General features: G+C 68.2%; 11 protein-coding genes and 1 pseudogene. 8 read left to right on the forward strand and 4 right to left on the reverse strand.

The features are described from left to right. Positions 1–114 precede the first annotated feature (114 nt). From FB157_RS47800 to FB157_RS43735, 3 genes are read left to right on the forward strand one after another with little or no spacing between them, the layout of a single operon-like run. Positions 115–11832, forward strand: coding sequence for a hypothetical protein (locus FB157_RS47800; RefSeq protein ID WP_222441025.1), 11718 nt, complete (start codon positions 115–117; stop codon positions 11830–11832). Between the two features lie 12 nt (positions 11833–11844). After that, entirely contained in the window at positions 11845–12648 is an 804-nt protein-coding gene (locus FB157_RS43730; RefSeq protein WP_145886891.1) for a hypothetical protein, read from the forward strand. Beyond that, complete coding sequence (locus tag FB157_RS43735; protein WP_145886893.1) at positions 12636–12956, forward strand: hypothetical protein; 321 nt, start codon at positions 12636–12638, stop codon at positions 12954–12956. The genes FB157_RS43730 and FB157_RS43735 overlap by 13 nt, the downstream gene beginning before the upstream one ends. 356 nt (positions 12957–13312) lie before the next feature. On the opposite strand, the gene FB157_RS43740 is transcribed toward FB157_RS43735, so the two are convergent. The 4 genes and pseudogenes from FB157_RS43740 to FB157_RS43760 form a co-directional block, all read right to left on the reverse strand. Further along, positions 13313–13876 carry a hypothetical protein gene (locus tag FB157_RS43740; protein ID WP_261386944.1) on the reverse strand — a complete coding sequence of 188 codons (564 nt, stop codon included), beginning with the start codon at positions 13874–13876 and terminating at the stop codon, positions 13313–13315. Between the two features lie 286 nt (positions 13877–14162). Beyond that, positions 14163–14713 (reverse strand): annotated as a pseudogene (locus FB157_RS43745) (transposase). Then, positions 14710–15249: a winged helix-turn-helix domain-containing protein gene (locus FB157_RS43750; RefSeq protein ID WP_145886895.1), complete on the reverse strand. Its 540-nt coding sequence runs from the start codon at positions 15247–15249 to the stop codon at positions 14710–14712. The pseudogene FB157_RS43745 and the gene FB157_RS43750 overlap by 4 nt, the downstream one beginning before the upstream one ends. Positions 15250–15979: 730 nt before the next feature. Then, positions 15980–16243 (reverse strand): hypothetical protein, encoded by a 264-nt coding sequence (locus tag FB157_RS43760; protein WP_145886897.1) that lies wholly within the window; start codon positions 16241–16243, stop codon positions 15980–15982. Positions 16244–16531: 288 nt separating this feature from the next. On the opposite strand from FB157_RS43760, the gene FB157_RS43765 reads away from it, so the two are divergent. From FB157_RS43765 to FB157_RS43785, 5 genes are all read left to right on the forward strand, one after another. Next, positions 16532–17644: a terpene synthase family protein gene (locus tag FB157_RS43765; RefSeq protein WP_145886899.1), complete on the forward strand. Its 1113-nt coding sequence runs from the start codon at positions 16532–16534 to the stop codon at positions 17642–17644. Between the two features lie 217 nt (positions 17645–17861). Continuing rightward, positions 17862–18881: an EamA family transporter gene (locus tag FB157_RS43770; RefSeq protein WP_261386945.1), complete on the forward strand. Its 1020-nt coding sequence runs from the start codon at positions 17862–17864 to the stop codon at positions 18879–18881. Between the two features lie 115 nt (positions 18882–18996). After that, positions 18997–19404 (forward strand): VOC family protein, encoded by a 408-nt coding sequence (locus FB157_RS43775; RefSeq protein ID WP_186581948.1) that lies wholly within the window; start codon positions 18997–18999, stop codon positions 19402–19404. A gap of 239 nt (positions 19405–19643) precedes the next feature. Next, on the forward strand, positions 19644–20807 hold the full coding sequence (locus FB157_RS43780; protein WP_145886903.1) for a hypothetical protein: 1164 nt from the start codon (positions 19644–19646) through the stop codon (positions 20805–20807). 79 nt (positions 20808–20886) lie between these two features. Then, positions 20887–24228, forward strand: coding sequence for a right-handed parallel beta-helix repeat-containing protein (locus FB157_RS43785; RefSeq protein ID WP_145886905.1), 3342 nt, complete (start codon positions 20887–20889; stop codon positions 24226–24228). Positions 24229–24324: the final 96 nt, after the last annotated feature.

The raw sequence follows: 24324 nt of genomic DNA on the forward strand, positions 1-24324 counted from the left end.
GAGCTTGCCGGGTTCCTCCGCTCCCAGGGCAAGCGCAACCCCGTTGTCGGGCCGCGTGGCAAGCTCTCCCAGGTCACGGCCCCGGACACCGGCGTTATCGAGATGCGCGTCGAGGTGTCTTCCGACGAGGGTTCCCCGGACGTCGAGTGGCGGGTCTTCGGTAGCGACGGGAGCGGCGAGCAGGCGTCCCACACGCCCCCACCACCGCAGCTGCGCCCGCAGGACACGACTCCGCAGCTGCGCCCGCAGGAAACGACCCTGCAGGAAGCGACCCCGCAGCCGCGCCCGCACCTGCGCCCGCTGGACACGACCCCGCAGGCGACGGAGGACGGCGGCTCGCCGGCGGTGGTCGTCGAGCCCGGAAGTCCCGTCACGCCGCCGTCCGCCTTGAAACGATGGGGCACCCCGGGCGACCCGGCGGACACACAGCAGCCGCAGCCCACACAGCAGCCGCAGCCCACCCAGCACCCGCAACTCACCCAGGACCCGATGGCCCACGGGCAGTTCAACGAGTCCGAGGACACGGCGTCCGTGATCTTCACCGTCGACTCCTCCGAATTCGACGGAGCGCCGACGGAGCTCACGGTCACCTTCGACAAGGAGAGCAGCGAACTCGACGCGGCGGCGGAGAAGGAGGTCGCGGCATTCGCCAGGGCGGTGGCGCCGGAACTGAAGAACGCCCTGTCGCGGAAACTTCCGCTCCCGAGGTTCGACGTGGTCGGGCGCGGCAACTCGCTGCTCAACGCGAAGCGCACGGGTGACCGGCGGGCAACCAGCCTGCTGAAGGCACTGCAGACCCATCTGTCACGAGAGCTGGCCGACACCCACCCCGATTTCGACGTGGCCGGCCTCCTGAACCGCCGGCTGTCCACCGGGCGCCTGGTACCCGAGCCCAACGTCCTGCCGAACGAGCCGCTCAAGAGGCGCCGTCGCAGCTCCACGATCACTGTCAGCAGGCCGAACTTCGAGGCTGTGTCTCCGGTGAACGCGGAGAGCCCGATCGAGGCGCCACCGTCCCTGGATCCCCAGACCCAGGAGTTTCTCGACTCACGCAACGTCGTGATGGACGAAGCCGCGTACCTGCCCACCGGGACCATCCCGCTGCCCGGCGACCCCCAGTCGGGCCTGGACCCGTCGGCCGACTTCGCCCTGACCCCGGTGCATCCTGTGGATATCGCGCGACTGCGGGCGGACAGCAAGGGCAAGCGCCCCCTGCGGTTCCGTCAGGACCGGAGCCTGCTCTTCCGGTGGGAGCGTGAGCGTCCGCAATTCGAGAGTATCGAGGACGTCTTCGCAAACGGTCTGCAGGCCAAGAACCCCGGCGCATACACAAGTCTTGAGGAGTACAAGAACGACAACACCCCGTCCGTGTTCGTCAGCACCACCCGGTCCGCGACGCAGCAGAACGAGGGCTGGGGCACCGCCCACCGGTACCTCATCGACGCCCCGGGAGGCATCGACGTCCATGCCACGCTGCCGCACTCGCCCATGGCGGAGCTGGAGCAGGAGGTCGCCTTCCCCGGAGGGATCAAGCGCGCGTTCATCGTCGGTGCCGAGATCGTCCAGGGCACGTTGCTGGACCAGTCCACCGGCGCCTACACCACCACCGTCGAGTTCGTGCCCAACCCCTACTACGACCCGGTCCACAGGCTCGAGAACGCCTCCCAGCCCATGGGCCCCGACCGGGACGAGGCTCCTGACACCCGCACCGACGCCGGGGACACCGTCCAGCGGGAGACCAACGCGGAGGAAGGGACCGGAGCGCGCGAAACGACGACACAGCAGGAGACTGTGCGGCCGGCCCGGGAAGGGATTCAGTCGGGGTTCGAGTCGGGGATTCAGTCGACGGAGCACGTGGAGCACAGCCGCTCCGACGACTCCGGCCAGGTTCCGCCCGACGCCATCTCCGAGCACGGCATGGACCTCGACGTCGACGGCGGAGAGGACACAGCGCTCACGCCGTCCGTCCTCCAGTGGGCTGACAAGGCCCGCGCACAGCTCGCACAGTCGCTCGACGACCTGCTGAACGGAGCCGACGCACGGGACCGGTGGCTGGACTCGATGGTCAAGGCCGAGCAGGTCGGCGACGCCGTCCAGAAGCTGACCGACCTCGGGGCGAAACACCACCCCCTCTGGGAGGGCATGCCGCTGAAGCGATGGCAGGAACTGACCACGGACCTCGTCCGTGATCTGCTCACCACCCCTGAACACCCGGCAGAGGAGGCCCGGGTCGCCGACGCCACCAAGTCGCTCTACCACTTCGGTGGGAAGTACCACCAATCGTTCTGGTCGACGATCGAGCCCGACAAGATGTGGCGCTTCACCGAGACCGTGCTCCGCCGCACGCTGAACGAGAACGGGCACGTACTCAAGGCCGAGCAGCTCGCCGAGGCCCGTCAGGTGCTGCTCGCCATCGGGGCGAAGCACCACCCCGGCTGGGCGGACATTCCCGAGGAGCGCCAACAGGCTCTGACGACGCTGCTGATCCAGGAGGCATGGAACAAGGGGACGGACGCGGCCGGTCTGCTCGCCGAGCACCTGATGCGCGAGGATGTGCTGCGCAGCCTGCCGCAGAGCGAGCTGGACGGCGCGCTGCAGCAGGCAGTCGGCCTCATGGCGAAGTTCCATCCCTCGTGGTTCCCGCTGTTCGATCCCGGGACGCACGGTTCTGAGCCCAGTGGCGGCCACGAGCTGAGTGACTCCTCCGGAGCGGAGCGGTACCGGGACCTCGTCGAGGTCGCCTTCCTGGTGGCCCGGCACGAACGGTCCCAGGCAGCGGAGCAGGCGACCCGGATGGAACTGAGGCGGGTCGGATCCGCAGGCGCTGGGAAGTTCACCAAGCACGTGCTGTCCACCGGCTCGCACAGTGCCAGGGTCATCTACCTCAAGTCGCCGACGGTTTACCTGACGGAAGAACCGAGGTGGCGGCAGCACGACGCGAGCAGCGACGGCGAATACTTCCTTTACCACGAGGGCACGACGTACGACAGCGAGCCCCTTCCCTGGGCCGGAGAGTTCACGGTCTACGTCCAGCTGCACGCTTCCGTGTTCGGCTTCAAGCCGGACCTGTCCCAGCCGGAGCTGGGAGACGAGAACGGTCGGGCGCGGATGGGCGGTGAGCATCTGGCCGAACTCGTGGCCTCGGACCCGGACTTCGCGGCCGCCCTCGGCACCGCTCGGAGCAGCGGACTTGACCTCCACGTGGTGGCCGTGGCCTGCTACCCGGCCAATGACGTGGGCCTGCCCAAGCTTCCCGCCCTCGACTTCGCCCAGCACCTGGCACACCTCAGTGGCCCGGGCATCGTCACGCACGCGAGCCCCTTCGTCGTCGTCCTGAACGGCCTGGGAGAGATCCAGGTCGAAGCGCCCCAGGAAACACCCGGCGCCGACCACTGGAAGACCTTCACCGCCCTTCCCCACGCCCCCTCCGACCTCAAGGCGCAGTGGCCGTTGCAGGACGGTGTGTCGCTGTGGCCGGCGGATAAGAAGCCCTGGCGGCAGTCCCTGGTGCCGTCACAGGCCCTGCGGAGCCTGATCCCCCCGGGGCGGGGCGCCTCGGTCGTGGGCGGTGAGCGGGACGGCAGCGGCGTCATCTCGCTCGAACCGGCCGGGCAGGGACGCTGGCAGGAGAAGAAGCTCACTATGGCGGAGCTTGCCGCCAAGCCTGAGGTCGAGGCCCTGCCCAAGGACGTCCCCGTGGTCCTGCTGGTGAACGGCGCGGGGATCGCACCGCAGTCGTCGGCAAAGGACGGCGAGGCGGTCACCACCACGGTGGACTGGGGCGCCGCGCCGGCGCAGCTGTTCGCCGATGCCCGTGGCGGCCCGGTGATCGCGCCCATGGGCTGGCTGGAGCTGGGACAGGATCCGGACAGCCCCGACGACTTCGGCGTGCTGCTGGTCGAGAGGCTGGACGGCAGCGGCCCGGCGTGGAAGCTGTTCCTCCCTGGGCGTCCCGGTCCTTCCGGAGGCTCCGAGCAGCCGTCCGGACCGCCGTCGAACGTGCGGGACGTGCGGGACGAGCGGGACCACCTGGACGGTCAGCCCATGCCCGGCCAGTCGGGGGACCGGACGTCCGTCGGCCCCGACCGCAGCGTGGGGGAGAGCCGGCCGCAGAACCACCCCAGCCCGGACGGGCGCGAGCGGCTCGCCAACGCGGAGGACAACGGTGTGGGGGTCGGCACCTTCGGAGCCGACCTCCACCAGCCGCAGCCGATGTCGTGGGTGTCGTCCGCACCTGAGGAGGGACCGGGCCAGTTCCCTGGCCATGAGCCTCAGGTATCGGTAGTGGACTGGTACGCGGCAGCGGCGAAAAACCTGATGGACGCATCCCGCCGGGAGCTGGAGCGGGACCCGGACGGACATGCGAACTGGCTGAACAAGCTGCTGACCGATGCCGAAGCCAAAGCCGACGGGCAGATCACCCAGAACCAGATCGACGAAGCCGTGGACGCGCTGCTCAACCAGGGAGCGAAGTCCCACCCGCTCTGGGCACACTTGGATCCGACGCGCTGGCAGCAGCTGAGCGGGCCATGGGTCAGAGGGACCCTGGAGGCGCGGGGATGGCCGCTCAGCGACGACCAGGTGTCCCAGGCGGCGCAGGTGCTTTTCGAGTCCGGCATTCAGAGCCAGTCGGCCTGGGCCGGGACAACGCTCGAAGCGGTGCGACTGCTGGGCAAGGACCTGCTGCGGGACACCTTGATCACCAATGCTCGGGCTCTCACGCAGAACCAGAAGCAAGAGGTCTTCAAGGAGCTGTACGGCCTCGGTTCGCAGCACCACCCCTACTGGGCGGTCCTCGACCCGGCGCTGAAGCAGGCAATGGCCGCTCGGCTCCTCCACGAGGCGTGGCACAAGGGCACGGACGCCGCAGGCGTGCTCGCCGAACACTACGTCCGCGAGGACGTCCTGCGATTCTTGGGCGATTCGGTCCTGGACCAGACTCTGAAGCAGGCACTCCAGGTGATGGAGCGCCACCATCCGTCCTGGTTCACCCGCCAACTGCCGCCGCAGCACATGGTGTCGCCGGAGACAGAGGCGTTCCTCAAGCAAGCCGAGTGGGAGGCGCACCGCCGCTTGGTCGAGGTCGCTCATCTCCTGATCACGAAGGGACCGGGGAAGGCGCAGGAGAAGGCACATGCGCTGGAGCACACCTCGCTCGGCTCGGCCGGGCCCGAGAAGTTCCTGATCGAGCCGGGCCCGACCAAGTCCCCCAATGCCGCAGTCGTTCGCATGATGAACGCGGCAGAAACCGCCCAGAACACCGACTGGTGGGCCCTGCATTACGCCGGCCCCGGCCCGGATGCCCACTTCCACCTCTGGCGCGACGGCGCGATATACGACACCCGGCCGCTCCCCTGGGCAGACGAGCCGACCGTGTACGTGCTTCTCCACGGCGCGCCGGACGTGTTCGGGCCCGCGCTGGCCGAAGAGGGGCTGGGCGATGCCGACGGCCTCTCGCGCATGAGTGCCGAACACCTGGCGACATTGCTGACGACGGATGACACTGTCGTCAAGGCTCTGAATCTCGCGCGAGCGAGTCAGAAGTCGCTCCATCTGGTGTTCGGCAGCTGCTACATCGCGGTGGACATGGGCCAGAAAATTCTCACGGCGAGGAACATCGCGCAGGCCCTGGGCCACCTGCCGATCGTCACGCACACCACTCCGCTCATCTTTAAGATCGCCGATAACGGCTACATCGGACTGGAAGTCCCGCCGGACACTCCGGACTCCGACATGTGGCAGACATTCACGGCCGAGCCCCTTGTCCCTGCGGCGCTTTACTGGACCTGGCCTCTTGTGGGCGGGGTCACACTACGGCTCTCCTCCGAGAACCCGTGGAGACACCCTCTGAGCCCTTCCGAGTCACTGAGCAGACTCATCCCCCAGGGCGCTTCGTTCGTCGAGGCTGCCCGGCACGGATCAGGGGTCAAGGCATTCGTTCCGGACGGCAACGGGGGCTGGCGGGAACAGGTCCTGACAATGGCCGAACTCGCCTCGCGGCCCGAGGTGGTAGCCCTGCCCAAGGACCAACCGCTGGTCCTGCTGGTGGACGGAGCCGGCATCCCGCCTCGGTCGTCGACAAAGGACGGTGGCGTCGTCAACACGGTAGTGGACGGGAGCCAGACACCGGCACAACTTTTGGCAAGCGCCCTCCAACACCCGGTCATCGCGCCCGTGGGCTGGCTCGAGACCGACACCCAGGGTGTGCTGGTGGTGCGCCAACTCGAGGACGACGTTCCGTCGGGCGAGTGGCGGCTGTTCCATCCGGGCGGAGCCGGCTCCGAGCCCCTCCTGACGTCGACCGGCCCCGAGTACACATACACGCCGGGCTTCGCCGACAACGGGCAGACGTCCCAGTCCGTCATGTTCTCGGACCCGGTGCTGCCGCAGCTCTCGGTCCAGCACGTCTCCGACGAGTTCTCCCAGTCCTCCCAGCCCTCGCTTCAGGACGGGAGCCGACTCCAGGGCAAGTCGGCACTGGGTGCATCGGCCCACACTCAGTCCTTGTCCCTCCAGGCCGCCGCCCAGACACACGACACCGAAGCCGACCACCCTCTCCAGCCGACCGTGCCGACCCCTGCACAGGTGCTGGCAGTTGAACCGCAGCAACAGCAAGGGCCGCGCCCGCCGGCGCGAATCACCGACGAACACCGCCTCAGCGCCTCCGACAAGATACTCCAACTTACCACTCAGGGAAGGGCAGTTGAACAACTGGTCGAGCAGGCGCTGAAGGGCCACTTCCGTCCACACGAGTGGAGCGAGCTCGCCCCGCAGGTGATGCCGTCTCTCACTGCGGCCACGCTCGCGTCACGGCTGTCCGGTATGACCCGCGGCGAACCCTGGGTCGTCCCGGTCCGCTTCGGTGGCTGGACGGGTGCGATCACGATCGACGGGCTGGTCGGTCTGTTCGCCCACGACCGGAACGCGGACTCGTTCGAGTTCGAGAACGGGACCGAGACCCAGAAGGGTGTGGGCGGGACTGAGGACGCGCGTCTGCGGCTCACCGGCTCCCTCACCGGGAAGATGGCGCTCGACTCGGGGGTCGGCCTGACCAGCACCCTGGGCAAGGCCAAGGACTGGCAGGCGGGCAGCGAGCGCACGTCGGCCGGCAGGTATCTGTCCAAGTCGAAGACGGTGGAGGAAGCGGCCCTCTTCGACGGCTGGGCCGTCTTCGGGGTCTCCGTCGACCTCGCCAACCGGATCTCCGTGCACCACATCCAGATGCCCCGTACCGAGGTGGTGTCCGGCGTCAAGATCGCGATCCCGCGCGCCGAAACACTGAACCCGGGTGACGACTTCCTCGCGTTGACGCACCACGCCTCAGTGCCCGAGCGGATCAAGCAGCAGCGGCGACTCGGTTCCACGGACATCGTCAAGGACGTGTACCCCCTCCTCCCCGACGGCGGCGAACCCGGTGCCCGCGACCCCCGCGCCTTCGACCGTCTGCCGGACGGGCTGGACCACGTGGGCCGCCGGGTCTTCGGAAACGGCTGGCAGGCCGTCAAGCAGCAGCTGGGGGGCCGGCTCACGCTGGTCTCCCTGCACCAGGAGCTGAAGCCCATGATGTCGGGCCAGCCCCTGATCGTCACGACCGACGGCGGAAGCGTGGAGATCACCGCCTCCCTCGTCTCCCTGCACCATCAACGGAGCACCAAGGCCACCGAGTTCAACGCCGGCTACGAGATCCGCGGCGCGACGGCCGTCCAGCGAAGGGGCTCGTCCGAGACGACGGTCGCGATCCCGGGGCTGAACGTCAGCGCCCTGCCTCCCAGTCAGGGGAGCTTCACGCCGACTGGGGTGTTCAACACCTCCGAGACCGGGGTGGTGTCCTCGGGCTACCGTACCGGCGTCACCACGAAGTCCAAGGTGCCTGGCGAGGTCTTCGACGGTGTGGCAGCCCTCCATGTCAAGTTCAGGAGCGGCGCCCGGCATGGCACCGGGGAACTGCGGGTGGGCGTGCAGACCCTGATCGAGAGCGCCGAGACGGAGCCGCTGGAGGCCGCGGAGCCATGGACGGCGCCGCAGGCGGCGACCTCTCCCCAGGACTCGGGCACGACCACCCCCGAGGAGCCGGGACCGACCCGGCACACGGCGGACGGCCAGCTTCTGCCACCCGAGCGGGTGTGGGGTGGACAGCCGGGCACCGGCCTGAAGGAGACGGACGTCATCCGGGACCTCTACGGGTACGAGGGTGTGCTCCGGGCACTGGACCAGGCCGGCTCCCGGTTCTTCGGCCCGCTGTGGGGCACGTACCGCAATGCCGTGCGCGGCGCCTACTCGCTGGAGCGGTTCCTGGCACACCTCGGCGGGATGTCACGCGGCAGGGTGCTGCACGGACCCGAGCCGACCGGGATGCTGACCGCGTTCCCGGGCCTCAGGATCACGGCCACGGCCAAGGTCACCTCGATGACCTTCCGGCGCATGGCCGGTACAGAACTGGCTCCCGTCTCCAGACGGCTGTCGGGCCAGCAGGAGCGCCGCGGCGAGACCTGGGAGGCCCAGCTCGGCGGCTCGGCGGGAGGCCCCGCCAAGATCCTTTCCACCGCGCTCAGCCTGCAGTTCTCCGGCAATCGCAAGTACCACAGCCTCATCGGTACCCGTGCCAACGGTGCCGGCGCGGTGCTCACCAACAGCAAGATCCCGGTAAGGGTGGGTGTCTTCGACGCCAGCTTCGAGGTGAGCTTCCGTTTCGAGGCCGCCCTGCGCACACCCGTCCAGCGGACCGCGCACCTGAACGGCGAAGTGACCATCCCGGCCGGCGAATCGCTGACGGTATCCACCGGGGGCCTGACACCCATCACGGTGACCCCCGGAACCTACCAGGGCGTGATCGACCAGCTCACCGAACATGGAGCGGTGGGCGAGCCCACCGGATACCTCAGCACCAAGCCGACGCCCGACGGACGGGTCCTGCTGCCCCCAGCGCACGTGCAAGCAGGCAGACTCGGCGCCTCCGACGTCGTGCTGAGCCTCTACCCGGACGGCAACGCGCTCGTCGACACCATCAGGACGGACCTGAAGGACGCACTGGGCAGCGGCTGGGCCGATACCGAGAAGGCCCTGAACGAGACGCTGGAAGGCGATGCGCTCAAGCCGTTCCTCTCGGAACTCACCAGAGGCGGCGGCCAGATATCCGTCCCGGTCTCCGGCAACGGGTGGTCCGGGAAGATCGTGGTCCGCAGGGCCTGGATAGACCCCCTCGACCAGCCCGTCTACCGGGAGACCACACGGAGCACCGAGTACGAGATCGGTACCGACACCGAAACGGGCCTGGCCACCGAGCAGGAAGACTGGTCCCGGGACACGCTCACGGTCCAGGCCAAGGGCAAGACCGGCCCGGTCTCGCTGACGCTCTCGGGCGCCCCGGGCCGTACCCGCTCCCACAGCCAGACCTCCACCATGACCGGACGCACCGTCACCCGCGGCAAGGCCGTAGGAAACGCGGCGGTCTTCCAGGGCAGGATCTACGTCGAGGTCGAATACCGGCTCAAGAAGTGGCTGGGGCTCAAGCCCTTCGCAATCGGAGGCAGGACGGTGCCGCTCACGGCCGAACTGCTGTTCCCGGAGCGAGACCTCCAGATCGCCGACGCGACCGGCGCACCGACCGCCCAGCAGCCGCAGACCGCCTTCGAGCCGCCGCTTCGGATCGAACAGCGCCACATTCTCGGCTCCTCCGACCTCGTGGAGGACATGTGGGTGCTGCCCGGCCTCGACGGCCGCTCCCGCACCTGCGCGGACCTCGTCAACGATCTGGACGAGAGCGGCCATTCGGTCTACGGGGCATGGCGCTGGAAGAAGGTCCGGGCGAAGATCCTCAAGGAAGTCACCCTGGACCGGCTCCAGCACTCGCTCCGCTCCATGAACGCCGGCGATCCGCTCACGGTGCACACCGCCTGGGGCGCAGTCGAGATCACGGCCTCGGTCCGGAAGACGGGGACCGACGTGGACGCGGTCCACACCAGCAACGCGGACCCGGTCGAGTTCAACATCGGCACCCGCGTCACCACCGCCAGGTCCGGCACCGACGGTTCCACGACGTCCGACACCTCCACCGAGCTCACCGGGACGGCACAGGTCAGCGGCTCTGTCGACCCCACCGGCACAGGGGTCGTACCACTGCAGCTCGGGGGCGGCATCACCGGAACACTGACCCGCGCCCACGGCACCGCCAGCTCGCACACCACGGTCAGCGGTATCTACACCAAGACCAAGGTGCCCGGCGCCTCGTTCAGCGGGGTCGCCATGCTGCACTTCAGGTTCAAGCACAAGCCCCTGCCACTGGAGGCGGAGCGATCGGCGGTCGGCAGCGTTCCGGTCGGCTTCCGGTTCCTGTCCGAGCAGTCCGAATCCAGGCAGTCGGCCGGTCTCGGCGTCGGTGGGCCCACAGGCATCTACGACGTCATCGAGGAGGAGCCGCCGGCGCCGGCGCCCACCAGCGCGGTTCGTACACCGGCACCCCCGGACGCCGTGGCGCCCCCCGCCCGAGTGTGGCCGGCCCCCAACGGCCGGGAGTCCGGCCTCGCGGACACGGACACCGTGCGCGACCTGCCCGCCACCGGTGGCCTCCGCCAGGCGCTGGAGATCCATGGGAAGCAACTGCTCGGCACATCGCTGTGGAAGCGAAACAGCCCGATGATCCACGCCGTCGTCTCACGCGAGATCCTGATGGCCAACCTCCCAGCGATGACCCGCGGTGAAGTGCTGCTCAGTCCCACCACCAACAACCGGGCCGGCGGCCGGCGCATCCAGATCTCCGCCACGGCGGAAATCCTCCAGCTCTCCTACGTCCGTCAGGACCACAAGGCGAAGACCAATGCCGTCAGCTTCAACACGGCAGGCACGGCACACCGCCGACAGGACGGACACACCGTGGGCCTGACCGGCAACGTCACAGCCGACCTCGAGGGCCTGGGCATTCCCGTCAGCGCCGGGCTCCAGACGGGCGGGCAGTACCGCGGCCGCGGTACCGACCTGCAGGACAGCGGCGGCCGGGTAGTGAACAGCGGACTGTTCCCCAACCCGAGCGCGATCTTCGACGGCTTCGTGCGGATCGACCTCACCCTGCGGTACGGCGACGAGACCGAGCGGATCTCCGGCGTCATCCCGGTAGAACTGGGGCTGCCGCTGGCCGAAACCACCACGCTCACCCACGACTACGACGGCCCGGCCATCTTCGACGCCGCACACCCCAAGGGCGTCGGAGACTCGCTGCTGCCGCCCACGGAACTGGTGGAGGAGCCATCGCCCCAGGACGTCCTCGATCAGCCGAAGCTCGCGCCGATCCCCGAGCTGCCGGACGAGGAGGACGACGAGTCTGCTGCACCACAGTCCGAGGCGAACGACGAATTCGGTGCGCCGGCGTCCGAGTCCGGCGAATCCCTTGCCCTGGCAGTGGACGAGGAGACGACCCAGGTACCCCCCAGCATCGAACCCGACCCCGACGGCCAGGTGCACGAGGGCCCCAGGCTCACGCTCGACCTGCCGGACGAGCCACTCTCCGAGAGCCTCGCCCTCCTCCACCCCGAGTGGCAGAGAGCGCTGATGTCGGAAACCGCGCTGACCGCCCTCGACACCCCCCTGGACGAGATCGCGGCCCTCCTGGCGCACCACAAGATGAACGCCGCAGTGCGCGCCGACCTGCGGCAGACCGCCTCGGGCATCATGCATACTCACAACTACTACCCACCCGTGATCGACGGTCCCCCCGACCCGCAGCAGAGAGAAGCGCTGGCAAGGGTCGAATACGCGCTGCACCTGGACCGCGGCAGCATCGATCCGGAGCGGGCGGCGATCGAGCTGGCCAACCACCTGCGCAGGGCCCGCGGCGCGTAGGGGCGGACAGGGATGTTCCCGCCCGGCGGAGGGGGCCGCCAGGACGATCGGCCGGAAGAGCCGGGCGAGAGTTCGCAGTCGTCGGGTCAGGGCACGACGTTGCTGCCGCAGCCGACGGCGCTGCCCGCCGGGGAACGGCTGACAGTGCCTGCGGGCACCGACGAGCAGGCGGCGATCGCCGAAGCCGCCGAGCTGGTGGGGAAGTTCAGCGATGAGTACGGCGTACAGGTGGCGTCGGGGCTGGCGGCTTCGGCAGTGGTAGAGACCAACCCGGGAGCGGATGCGAAAACGCTGGAGCGGGTCGCCGTGCGCAAGTGGTCCATAGGTGAGTTGCGCGGCCTCTACAAGGCACTGGCGCACTACGCGCCGATTCTCGGCCGGCGGCGCGCCGAGTCAAGCCGTGCCGGCCACGACCAGGAAGTGACGATGGTGGGGGCGGTCACGTTCGGCCTGGAACGCAAGAAGCGGGATCTGACGATGGCCGGGGAGTACATCGGCTCTCACAAGGTCTTCAACGTCTGCGCGCCGGTGCTCTTGGCGAAGGGATTCGGCGGTGGTGAGCGGGAGATCGAGGGAACCGCCACCCACGAACTGGCGCACGGTTTGCTCAAGTACGCCCTGCCGACTTTCACTGAGCGGTTCGGCACCTGGACCGCGGACGGGAAGCCGAAGCTCGCCGACGGTGTCGAGCCCCCGCGCGGCGACGCCAAGTCACCCAAGGCCGACTTCGAGGCGTCGGTCAAGTCGTTCCTGCTGCGCCCGGAGGCATTCGCGGTCGAGGGGCACCGAGGCACGCCGCTGCCGTGGAGTCGTTGAAGCAGCGGCACCCGGCGGTGTTCGTGAAGAAGGAAGGAGAGATCTCGGGCAGGGCGGCAACCCGCATCGCCAAGGAACTGGCCGCCGAGCTTCCAGAGTTCACGGCCCAGGCCGGTACCTGGGACCAGGACGGATTCCTGAACTTCGACGGCGAGCGGCCGATCACCTTGTACGGCGCCACCAACCCCAACGAGGACCTTTCGGAGGCGGCCAAGTTCTACTTCGTGGCTCTGGAGGAACTACGCGCGAAGGCTCCGCAGCGTGCAGCCTTCTTCGATGCCCTGGTGGAGGCATGGAAGGCTCCGTGACCCCGGAGGCCCTGGCGGTGCCCAAGACGCCGCCGCCAGGGCCTGGGACGGATCAGGGGGATGAAGGACAGCCGCCAGGAGACGCGGCCCGGACAGTGTCCACTCGGCGAGTATGTGGGGGTCGATGCAGCGGCGTGACTCGGCCCACTATTCGTTTCTCTTCGGGAGGGCCATTACGGATTTCGTCCCTCGTTGAGCTGCACCGTCTGGAAGCGGTCGCTCACAGACTGACGCACAACAATCCCTCGGGCGAATGCCGAAATGCCGCCCGATCGTCAGATCGGGCGGCACCTGCAACGCGTTTAGCATTTACGCGCGTCGCCGACTCAGGAGGGAGAGGAAGCCCTCACGACGGCTCAGGGGTAGACAATGTGGTAAAGGTTCTCGGCGTACTGTCCCCAAACGGCATCGGCCGTACCGGAGCTCACAGTCGCCTTTGCTGCGTACGTCGGCGGGCCCCAGGCGCGGACACCGAGCCGGAGCTGGTTGTCGAGAATATAGAACGCGAACTTGATGTAGCGGTCGGCACCTTCCGGGTGTCCGGGAAGTGACTTGAGGATGAAGTAGTTGTCCCCGATGGTGTCCACCTTGACCGGGGCGTTGCCCGGCTGCAGGGTGCAGCTGTTACCGACCACCAACACGCTGCCGCAGCCGCTGAAGGGGAAGTACGTGCTGAAGTGCGTGATCGCGGTCTTGAACACCGCCTGCTTGACCTGGTCGCCCGATGCCGTGTTGGCCAGCGGGAAGATTCCGAACTCGCACTTGTACTCGTAGTTCGACGAGGTGTCGGTCACCGTCCAGCACGTGTTCGGCGCGGTAGCAGCGGCGGCTGGCGTGGCGGTTGCGGCCAGGGAGCCTGTGAGACCGAGCAGCACCGCTGCAACGGACAGCGCAAGGCGTTTCATTTCATTCCGTTTCATTACTCATTGCAGTCCGTTGACTACCGGACGAATGAACTGGGACGTCTGAAACATATGGCCGAGAGGTCGTTGTGGAAAGTCATGCGAATACATGACAGCGCAGCTTCCCTGATGCGTGCGGGGGTGTTGCGCACCGGCAGCCGGTCGGAGACTCGATGGTGTCCCGCCGAGGGCACAGAAGCGATCACCGCAGAGTCCTTAACCATGGAGTAGAGGTCACCCAACTCTGCGAATTACAAAGCTCGTTGAGAGAAATTACACGATGGCCTTGTGCCGGGCACCGTGGTTACTGAGCTTGAACTGGGGTTGTCGCGGACGGGAGGGATAGCCCGGTTCCGGCGAGGCACCCGTCGATCAGGCCAGGGAGGTACTGGATCGTTCTCAGACCGCGGCGGATGGTCTGGATCAGGTGCTCGGGCGTGGTGAAGGCGGTGTTGGACAGCCAGCCGCGCCGCAGCAGGGACCAGATGCCCTCCACTGGCTTGAGGTCCAGCGCGTAGGAGGGCAGCTGGTAGACGGTCAGCCAGTTCCGTTCGGCGATGAACTGCCGCATCCCGGCGGCGAGGTGGACGTTGAGGTTGTCCCAGATCAGCGCGATGGGCCGCCAAGTTGCTGGTGTGCGGTGATGAGCAGGTCACGGTAGTCGGTCCAGACGAAGCTCTTGCGTCCGTCGCGTCGGGCGTCGTCGCGGCGGGGCCGGTAGATGAGCCGGGAGCGTTCGCCCGGCTTGTAGCAGGTCAGGGCCGCGATCGAGATGCGGCGGCGGAATCGGCCGCGGACCCGGATGACGGGTGTGTGGCCCCGGCGGGCCCAGGTGCGGGCGGCAGGCGGCGTCATCGAGAAGCCGGACTCATCCTCAAAGATGATCCAGGCGTCGAGCGCCGCCGCGAGGCTTCCACCTGCGGCCAGGTCTCCTTCACCCATCCGGTCACCCGGTCCTCGTCGCGTTCGACGGCCCGTCTGGCCGGCACCTGGCAGGAGAAGCCGTGTCGGATCAGCAGCTTGCGCACTCCTTGCAGGGTGTAGCTCTTGTGGAAGCGGCGGCCGATCACGGTCTTGATCCGCGACAGCGTCCAGCGCTGGTCCGGCCAGCCGTGCGCCACCGGTCCTCTGGCCAGCTCGGCTACAAGTACGGCGAACTGGGCCTCGCTCAGCCGTGACGGCGAGGCCGGCCCCGTCGACCGCAGGGCCCGCGGTCCGCCCTTGTCCCAAGCCCGCCGCCACCGCTGCACCGAGCGCACGCTGACCCGTAACTCCTTCGCGATCACCGAACTCGGCTTGCTGAGGGCGAACCGCTCGGCGGCTGTCATCCGGATACCCTCGCGGAACTGCCTGCGCTCGTCCGTCAGGCCTCCGCCCTGCGCATACCTCATGACAACGGCGTACCGCGAGGATCAAGCTCTGTCAGCAGCCACGACAACCCGAGTTCAAGCTCAGTAAACGCTGACCACGCTGGTTGGAGACCTGGGCCTGCGGGCCTTGAGGTCCGCACTGGCAGCTTCTTCCCCAGCCTGCTGGCAAGCCGCCGCCGGACGGCGATGGTGCAGATGACGTTGCCGGTGGGCACGGATACGCTGGCGACGGAGTCGAGGCTGGTCTGGGCGCCGGAGCTCGCCGGGACTGCAGAGACATCGAGACTCCACAGGCCAGATCTCTCAGAAGCCTTCCGCTTACCGGTCGACAGGCTTGGTCAGTCGAACACGGTTCTTGTTTGGGTGATCTCTCGGTGGCCGTGGCACAACTGCAGAGCCTCCTGGTAGCTCGGGGTTGTGACCCCAACCGAGTAGTACCAGGAGGCCCTGTGTCGCGGTCTTTCGTGCTCGTGGGCGCAGAGTCCAGCGCGCCGTCACCGGAGTGTGCTGCCCCGCGTACAGGTTTGGGAAAGCGGCGCACGGTCTGGCGCGCGTGCGGTGTTACGGCTCGGACCCGACGGAGGCGGAGTGGCAGGTTGTCCGGCGGTTGCTGCCGGGTGCCTGCGTGGCTTCAGGGGTGGGGGGCCGGAGGACTTCTGCCACCGCGTGATGCCGGACTCGGTCCGCTATATGGTCAGCAACGGTGTCAGGCTAAATCACCATCCCTACTTGGTCGGCTCGGAGACTGGTCTCAACTCGTGGTAGCTCGCTTCCGTGTGAGGATGAACCAGGCCATGCCGGGTATGGCCAGCAGTAGTCCCCAGAACACATGCATCACCGCGAACGCAGTACCGATCATCACAACAGCGCTGACTGCGGATTCGCGCCGGAGCTGGGGGACAGAGCACGTGCTCGCCGATGGCTTGATGAGCCGGCGACCGGTGATCACCTGAACGAGGTTTCCGGCGGCGATGAGCCCACAGAGGGAGGCGAGGGAAGCCATGATCACATTCATGGCGCGGAGGATAGATCACTAACCGAGGTGAGGACACAACTACCCCGCCCTGGGCCGTCGGTGGGCCGCCCGAGGGTGGCCGACACCGAGATCGACCCCTCTGGCCCCGGCAGCAGGCCACATCGGCACCTGACTGGCCTGCGTCACCACGCAGCGACCGCTGACGTGACCTCCACATGAGGAGGTGAACCGGCGCTCTTGTGGCCTCCGTCATTCATAGTGGGCCGCCGGCGAATCCGCGCCGGCCGTCAGACGAGAGCCGACCGCGCGGAAGGTCTTGCCGACATCATGGGATCGACAGAGACGATCGGCGCACAGGAGAAGCAGTCGGCCACGGTCCTGCCAGCTTTCTACTGCCCCATAGGCCCTGCCATGCATCCGGACGCGCACGACATCAACGCTCAGAGCACCGCGTGGATGTACCGCTTCGGTCTGGGAGCCGACGATGCGTCGCGGCGACGGATGATCCACACCCGTTCCGGGTACTGGGCCGCGCGTATGTGCCCGACCGCACGCCCGGAGCCGCTTCGGGTCCTGTCCGATTACAGTTTGTGGACCTTCGCCTTCGACGACGAGTACTGCGACGAAGGCGAACTGCGCGACAAGCCGGGCGAACTGGCCCGCGCGGTGGTGCGGATCCACCGCTCCGCGGAGGTGGGCGAGGAACTGTACCCCTCCGACAAGTACGGAGCGGCCCTGTGGGACGTGCGCACGCGTATGGAAGCACTTGTCGGCGTACACCAGACGGCACGCTTCACCAACGCACTCACCAGGTACTTCCTCGTCGAGACCCAGGGAGCAGGATTCAACGCCCGCGCCGACCACCCCCGACTGGACGAGTACATGCTGTACCGCCTGTCCACCGGTGGCGGTCACCTGCTTCCCGAGCTGATGACCATCATCGCCGAACGTACGCTCCCTCCGGACCTCCTCGAACACCGCCCGGTGCGCGCGATCACCGAGATGTCCGCCGCCCTGGCCACACTCGCCACCGACGTGGCCTCCTACCGCAAAGAGCGCGCCCGCACCGACGGCCCGCCCAACATCGTCGATGCCATACGTGCGGAATACGACTGCTCGGAGGAACAAGCGCTCGAGTTGGCAATGCGCATCTGGGACAGGATCATGACCCTCTTCCTGCGCCTGCGCGATCACCTCGTCAGCGCCACCCCCGCTCTCGCGGACTACCTTCACGTCATAGCCCAGTACGTGCGCGGCGTTGTCGACATGTCCGTCGCCACCGCCCGCTACCGCTACGCCGACGGCGAGGGCGGCGACGAGATCATGCAGACCTCCGGAAGCGGTCTGCACCCCCACCCGCGCGACGACTCCACCGCGCCACTGTCCATCCCATGCATCGCCTGGTGGTGGCAGTACGACCCGGCCAGCACGGCGAAGTAGTCCACCGTCCGCCAGAGCGCCGGCGGCGACCCGTTCGCTCGGGTTCGCCCGAGCCCGGCCGATCCGAACTCCGACTGCCCGCCATGACGGTCCTGTGAACCTGAAACGGAACGAGCGCCGTTCTCTGTGCCGGAGACTATGTCGACTCCGTCGCTCCAAGGGGTGTGCCGTCCCACTCAGCGTGGTGAATCTTGCTGCGACGCGCCATATCAGGCCCATGACGAACTCCAGCAGGCGGCAGCTCTACACGGTTGAAGAGGAACGGCGAATGCCACCCCGTACCCCGAACACATCATTGGGCTCGGTCCCGCAGTTCCCCGCCGAGCGACGCCACGAGAACCCGACGGCCCGGCGGATCAGTGTCACGGCCTGGGCCGCCCTGGCGGTCGTGTACTTGGTCTGGAGCTCCGCCCAACTCGGCATCCGGGTAGTGACCGCGGCCGTACCCCTGATGTTCTCCGCCGGAACTCGATTCATTGCGGCTGGGCTGGTGCTCGCCGGTTTGCTGGCCTGGCGGGAAGGGGCGGCCGAGCTTCGGGTAACCCTCCGCCAGCTGCTGGCGGCGGCCGCCGTGGGCCTGCTGCTTTTGGTGGGTGGCATCGGCATGGTGGTCCTGGCGGAGGAGTCGGTGCCCTCCGGGCTCGCAGCCCTGCTCATCATCGTGACCTTGCTCTGGGTTGTGGTGCTGCACGCCGTCACTGGCGAACGGGTCCCCGCGATCACGTTTCTGGGGGTGCTGGTAGGGCTTGCCGGATCAGCGGTTCTGATCGTGCCCGGGCTGAGCGGACAGGTGAAGCTAGGCGGAGTACTCACGGCGATCGCGGCTGCGCTGCTGTGGTCGATCGGATCCTTCTTCTCTCCTCGGCTGCCGTTCCCCCGCAGCCCGCTGGCAGCCGGCGCCTACGAGATGCTTGCCGGCGGCGCGGGTTGCCTCCTGGTGGGTCTGGTCCGCTGGGAGAAACATGATCTGAACCTCGACGCGATCTCTACCGTCTCCTGGCCAGGGCTCGCCCACCTAGTGCTCTTCGGCGGGCTGGTTGCCTTCACCGCGTACGCCTGGCTGCTCGGCACCGCCCCGCATTCCGGGGTTGCCACGTGTGCGTACGTCAATCCAGTGGTCGCCGTCTTTCTGGGCTGGTTGATCCTCGGCGAGCCGCTCTCCTGGCCCGTCCTGCTCGGAGCAGCCATCGTCGTAGCCGGCGTCTTCCTGGTCGTTAGCACAGAGCGCAGACGCTGAACTGGACTTCATGCCGAGCCCGGCGACCGGCTCGCCTGCCCAACAGGGGCATCGAATGTCAGGTCTGCCGTGCCGTAGCTAACACCGACCCAACACAGCGATGGGAGCCATCACGATGACCCTTCACCACCTGTCGATGACGACCGCCCGGATGGCGGAGTCCCGCCGCTTCTACGACGCCGTCCTCTGCCCACTCGGGTACACCCCTGCCATGGCCACCGACCGACTGAGCATGTGGCACGGGCCGGCCCCGGAAATCCTGTTGTGGCCCGTGGAGGGCGAGGACTGCGCCAGACACACGTTCGGCCGCCCCGGCTGGCACCATGCGGCCTTCCTCGCCGACGATCGGGACACCGTACAGACCGTGCACAGCAATGTCACCGAGGGCGGCTGGACAGTGGTGCACGAGCCACGCGAGTACCCCGAATACGCCGAAGGCTACTTCGCCGTCTTCGTCGAGGATCCGGACGGCCTGCGCATCGAAGTGGCGCACATACCCGGCGAGATCCGCGATCCGGAGTGAGACCAGCACTCACCCGTGACATCGGTGACGCCGCCATCGCCAAGGAGACGCGCGAGGGACCAGATGCCGGTGCAGGGCGACCGTGTTCCAGGTGCCGGAATGTGAACCCGTCACGGTCGGCGGTCCGTCGTCAGGGGTAGGGAGCGTGTCCCGGCGCTCGCGTGGGGCAACCGTCGGGGCGCGCTCCGGTCGGGGCGGGCGAGGCACCTGAAGCCCGCCGCACTGTCGAAGGGGCCAAGGTGGACACCGATCGGTACACAAGCGGGTACGCACCCGACTCCGAGGACACCGGGGGATATCAACTGCCCGTAGTGGCCTGGGAAGAGCACCCGGAACCGGTCGCGCTGGCGGAGCCGCACGTGGTGTTGCCGGCGAGGGCGACGCTGCCCGAGACGCCGCAGTGGCAGGTACCCGAGCCCCGGACAGGCAGGGGAGAGACCGAAGCCGTTCCGGGGGCCCTTACCGAAGAGGCACAAGCCAAGCCCGCGACCAAGGCTGAGCCCGTGTCGGCGGCGGTGACCCTGGTGGGCAAGGACCCGGGGCCGGGGGACGACAAGGGGGGAGACGGCAACGACGACGGTGAGCTCCCCCCGGGCCAGATCTCAAGGCCGATGGTCGCGGCAGCGGCTCTGGCGGGGCTTGTCCTGGTCGGTCTGCCCCTGGTGATCGCGCACCTGACGACGTCCAGTGGGCACAAGAACGCCGCACAACCCGCTCCTGTGGCTCCTGTCGCACACAGCCAGCACGCTGCACCGACGCCCGCGACGAGCCCCACGCCCCACAAGCCCGCAAGCACCCCTTCATCCCCGTCCGGGCACAACACCCCGCAGCCGAGCCCGTCCGGGCACAGCACCCCGCAGCCGAGCCCGTCCGCGGACAACACTCCCGCAGCCAGCACCTACCAGGCAGTCGCGGGCCCCGGGTGTACTGGCCACAGCGGCACCTTCACCGAGAACGGCTGGTTCACCGACGGCACCGCAGGCTGGACGAATCACTCCAGCGGAAGCTTCGCGGGCAACGGCTGCAGCGGAGCCTATGTGTCGGTGCCGATGTCCGGCGATCCCCGCCAGGACGACGAGAACTCCGCGGTGTGGGCCTTCAGAACCGGCTCGGTCGCCGGCGGCTCCTGCACGATTTCCTTCTACGTCCCGGACAGCGCGAATCCGAAGGAGGTCGGAGGCGCTCCCGCCTACTACACCGTCCAGACCAGCACGTCGCCGGGCAAGGGAGCGCTGGGCACACTCGACGTCAACCAGGTGACCAACCGAGGTCAGTGGGTCAACGGCGGACGTTTCCCGCTCAAGAACGGTCTGATCGCGGTGGTGCTGCACACCCGGGGCGACGACACGCAGAACGGTGCTCATTTCGCCGCGGCGGCGGTACGGGCGGACTGCTCGCCGTGATCGCGGTCGACGCGGCCCGTACGGGCACGCGGCTCGCGCATGGGGACCACGGAGTTGGCAGAAACGGAACGGAGGCGGCGTGGTACGCCATGTACTGACGGTGTGCGGGGAGCGGCACAACGGCTCTTTCCCCACGATCGGGGAGGCGCTGAAGGTGGCCCGCAGCGGTGCGGTCATCAGCGTCCGGCCCGGCCGGTACGAGGAAAACCTCGTCATCACGAAGATGGTGACCATCACCGCCGAAGACGTTCGCGGCACAGTGAAGATCACGCCGCGGCGGGGCGCTGCGGTCCAGATCGCCGCAGAGGCCGTACAGCTCACCGGACTGGTGCTGCACGGCAGGGACGACAAACTGCCCACCGTGGATGTTTCCCGGGGCCAGGCCGCGCTGCAGGACTGCGAGGTCATCGGCTCGTCGTGGACGGCCGTGCTCACCCGGCAGCAGGGCACGCTGGCGATGCGGGGCTGCCGGGTGACCAACGCCGCGGGCGCCGGCATCGTGGATACCTCCAACGGGTCCAGCGTGATCGAGGACTGCGTCGTCGAGCACCTCGGTACATCTGCCGTGGTCATCGGTGAGCGGGCCAATCCCGTGGTGCGCAAGTGCGTACTGCGGGACGCCCGGGGCAATGGCGTGTGCGCCAACGGCGAGGCGCGTGGTTCGGTCGAGGACTGCGAGATCTCCGCTACCGACAAGCCGGCCGTGGCGCTCGAGGAGAACAGCTCCACCCGGGTCATGCGCACCGCGATCCGCGACACCTCGGTGGGCGTCTACCTGAGCACCTCGGGCCGGGCCGTGGTGGAGGACTGCACGGTCTCCGGGGCCTCCGCGCAGGGCATCGTACTCGCGGGTGGCACCGATCCGGTGGTGCGCAGATTGCGTACCTCGCGCACCAAGGGCAGCGGAATCCACATCGACGCGCGCTCACGCGGCACCTTCGAGGAATGCGAGGTCGCCGACGCCGAGAGCTCGGGCATCTGGGTGGGGGAGCACTGCAGCCCGACCCTGACCAGGGCTCTGGTGCGCGACTGCGGTGGCGCGGGCGTGGAGCTGGTGGGGGAGTGCACGGCCGAATTCGACCGGCTGGAGGTCCGCGACGCCGGGGACGCGGGAGTCATCGTGACCGACGGCGCCAATCCGCTGCTGCGCCGGACGACGATCTCCGAGGTCGGCGGGCACGGCGTGGAAGTCGTGCGGGACGCCCGCGGAAGACTGGAGGACTCCGAAGTCTCATCGGCGGGCAAGTCCGGTATCCGGGTCGCCGAGGGAGCCAACACCTATGTGGGCAGGACCACGGTGCGGGGGGCAGGACACGCCGGGGTGTCCGTGGCGGACGGAGGCCAGGCCACACTGCGGGACTGCGAAGTGGTGGATTCCGGTGCGGACGGGCTGGCGGTGGAGGCGGAGGGCGAACTGACGGCGTCGCGATCCCGGGTCCGCGGCAGCCGCCGCAACGGCATCTCGGTCGCGGACGGGGCCCGTGCCACGCTCACCGGATGCGAACTCTTCAACAACACGGGCGACGGAGTCCGGCTGGACACCACCGAGCCGGTACGGGTGGCGGACTGCTCCGTCTTCGACAACCGGGGTTCGGGGCTCAGGCAGACAAAGCCCAGTAACCGGCTGTCGGTCGAGGGGCTGTCCAGCCGTGACAACGGCATCGCCGACGCGCATGGTACGGCGACCGCCGCGGCGGAACCGGACGCGGGACCCGACGCCGTGGCGCAAGCGGCATCCGAGCCGCACGTCGACCCGGAGGGGCCGCTGGCCGCGCTGCAGGCCCTGGTCGGCCTTGACGGCGTCAAGGAACAGGTCAGCACCCTCGTCAACCTCAACAAGCTGGCCAAGCGACGGGAGCAGGCCGGTATGCCCGCGCTGCCGATGAGCCGTCACCTGATCTTCGCGGGACCACCCGGTACCGGCAAGACCACCGTGGCCCGGCTGTACGGGGGGATCCTGGCCAACCTCGGAGTGCTGCGCAGCGGTCATCTGGTGGAGGTCTCGAGAGCCGACCTGGTGGCCCAGATCGTCGGCGGCACGGCCATCAAGACCACCGAGAAGTTCAAGGAGGCGCTCGGCGGCGTGCTCTTTCTCGACGAGGCGTACACGCTCAGCGCCCAGGGCAAGGGATCCGGAGCCGACTTCGGCCGGGAGGCCATCGACACGCTGGTGAAGCTGATGGAGGACCACCGCGACGACATCGTGGTGGTCGCCGCGGGCTACTCCGAGGAGATGCGGGGCTTCCTGGACTCCAACCCGGGCCTCGCCTCCCGGTTCAGCAGGACCGTCGAGTTCGAGAACTACTCGGTGCAGGAGCTGGTCACCATCGTGGAGACCATGTCCGTCGCACATGGCTACCAACTGGCCGAGGGGACGCGCGAAGCGCTGTCGGTGCACTTCGAACGGATGCCCAAGGGCGCGGACTTCGGCAACGGCCGAGCGGCCCGGAAGGTGTTCGAAGAGATGATCGACCGTCAGGCGTCACGGCTGGCGGGACTCCCTCAGACGACCCTCGACGACCTGGTCCGGCTGGTACCGGTCGACGTCGGCGAGGCAGCCGCGGCAGTCGTCGCCGGGGGCGGCCAGAGTGAGGACGGTACGCCTGGCGTACTGGAGCAACTGCGCGCGATGGTGGGCCTGCAGGCGGTCAAGGAACAGGTCGAGGACGTCGTGAACCTCCTGGCCCAGGTGCGCCGGCGTGAGCAGGCGGGACTGCCGACAGCGAAGATCAGCAACCATCTGGTCTTCGCGGGACCGCCCGGTACTGGCAAGACCACCGTGGCCCGCCTCTACGGTGAGCTGCTGGCCTCGCTCGGAGTACTGCCCGGGGGCCAGCTGGTCGAAGTGGCCCGCGCCGATCTGGTCGGCCGCTATGTCGGCCACACCGCGCAGCTCACCCGTGAAGCGTTCGAACGGGCGTGCGGTGGTGTCCTCTTCGTCGACGAGGCGTACGCACTGACGCCCGCGTATGCGACAGGGGGCGACTTCGGCCAGGAAGCGGTCGACACGCTGGTGAAGCTGATGGAGGACCACCGCGACGAGGTCGTGGTGATCGTCGCCGGCTACCAGGAGGAGATGCGCGGCTTCCTGGACTCCAATCCCGGGCTCGCCTCCCGCTTCTCCCGGCAGATCCTCTTCGAGAACTACAGCAGCGACGAGCTGGTGACGATCGTGCAGGGACATGCCGAGTCGGTGGGCTACAGCTGTGCCCCCGAGACGGTCGAGTTGCTGCACACACTGTTCAACAGCGTGCCCAGGGACCGCAACTTCGGCAACGCCCGGCTGGCCCGGCAGGTGCTGGAGGCCGCGGTGACACGTCAGGCGGGCAGGCTCAGCCGGTCGTCCGCCACCAGTCTCGAGGATCTGAGCCTGCTGCTGCCCGAGGACATCCCGCTCGACCGGGCGGTCGGCCCCGTGTGAGCGGGACCGTCCGCGCGGGTGCGGAGTCGACTCACCCTTACCGGGTTCCTTGCAGAAAGCCCCGGCGTTCACGCCGGGGATGAATGCATCTCAAGA

It is taken from the genome of Streptomyces sp. BK340, from assembly GCF_007827595.1.
GTDB lineage: Bacteria > Actinomycetota > Actinomycetes > Streptomycetales > Streptomycetaceae > Streptomyces.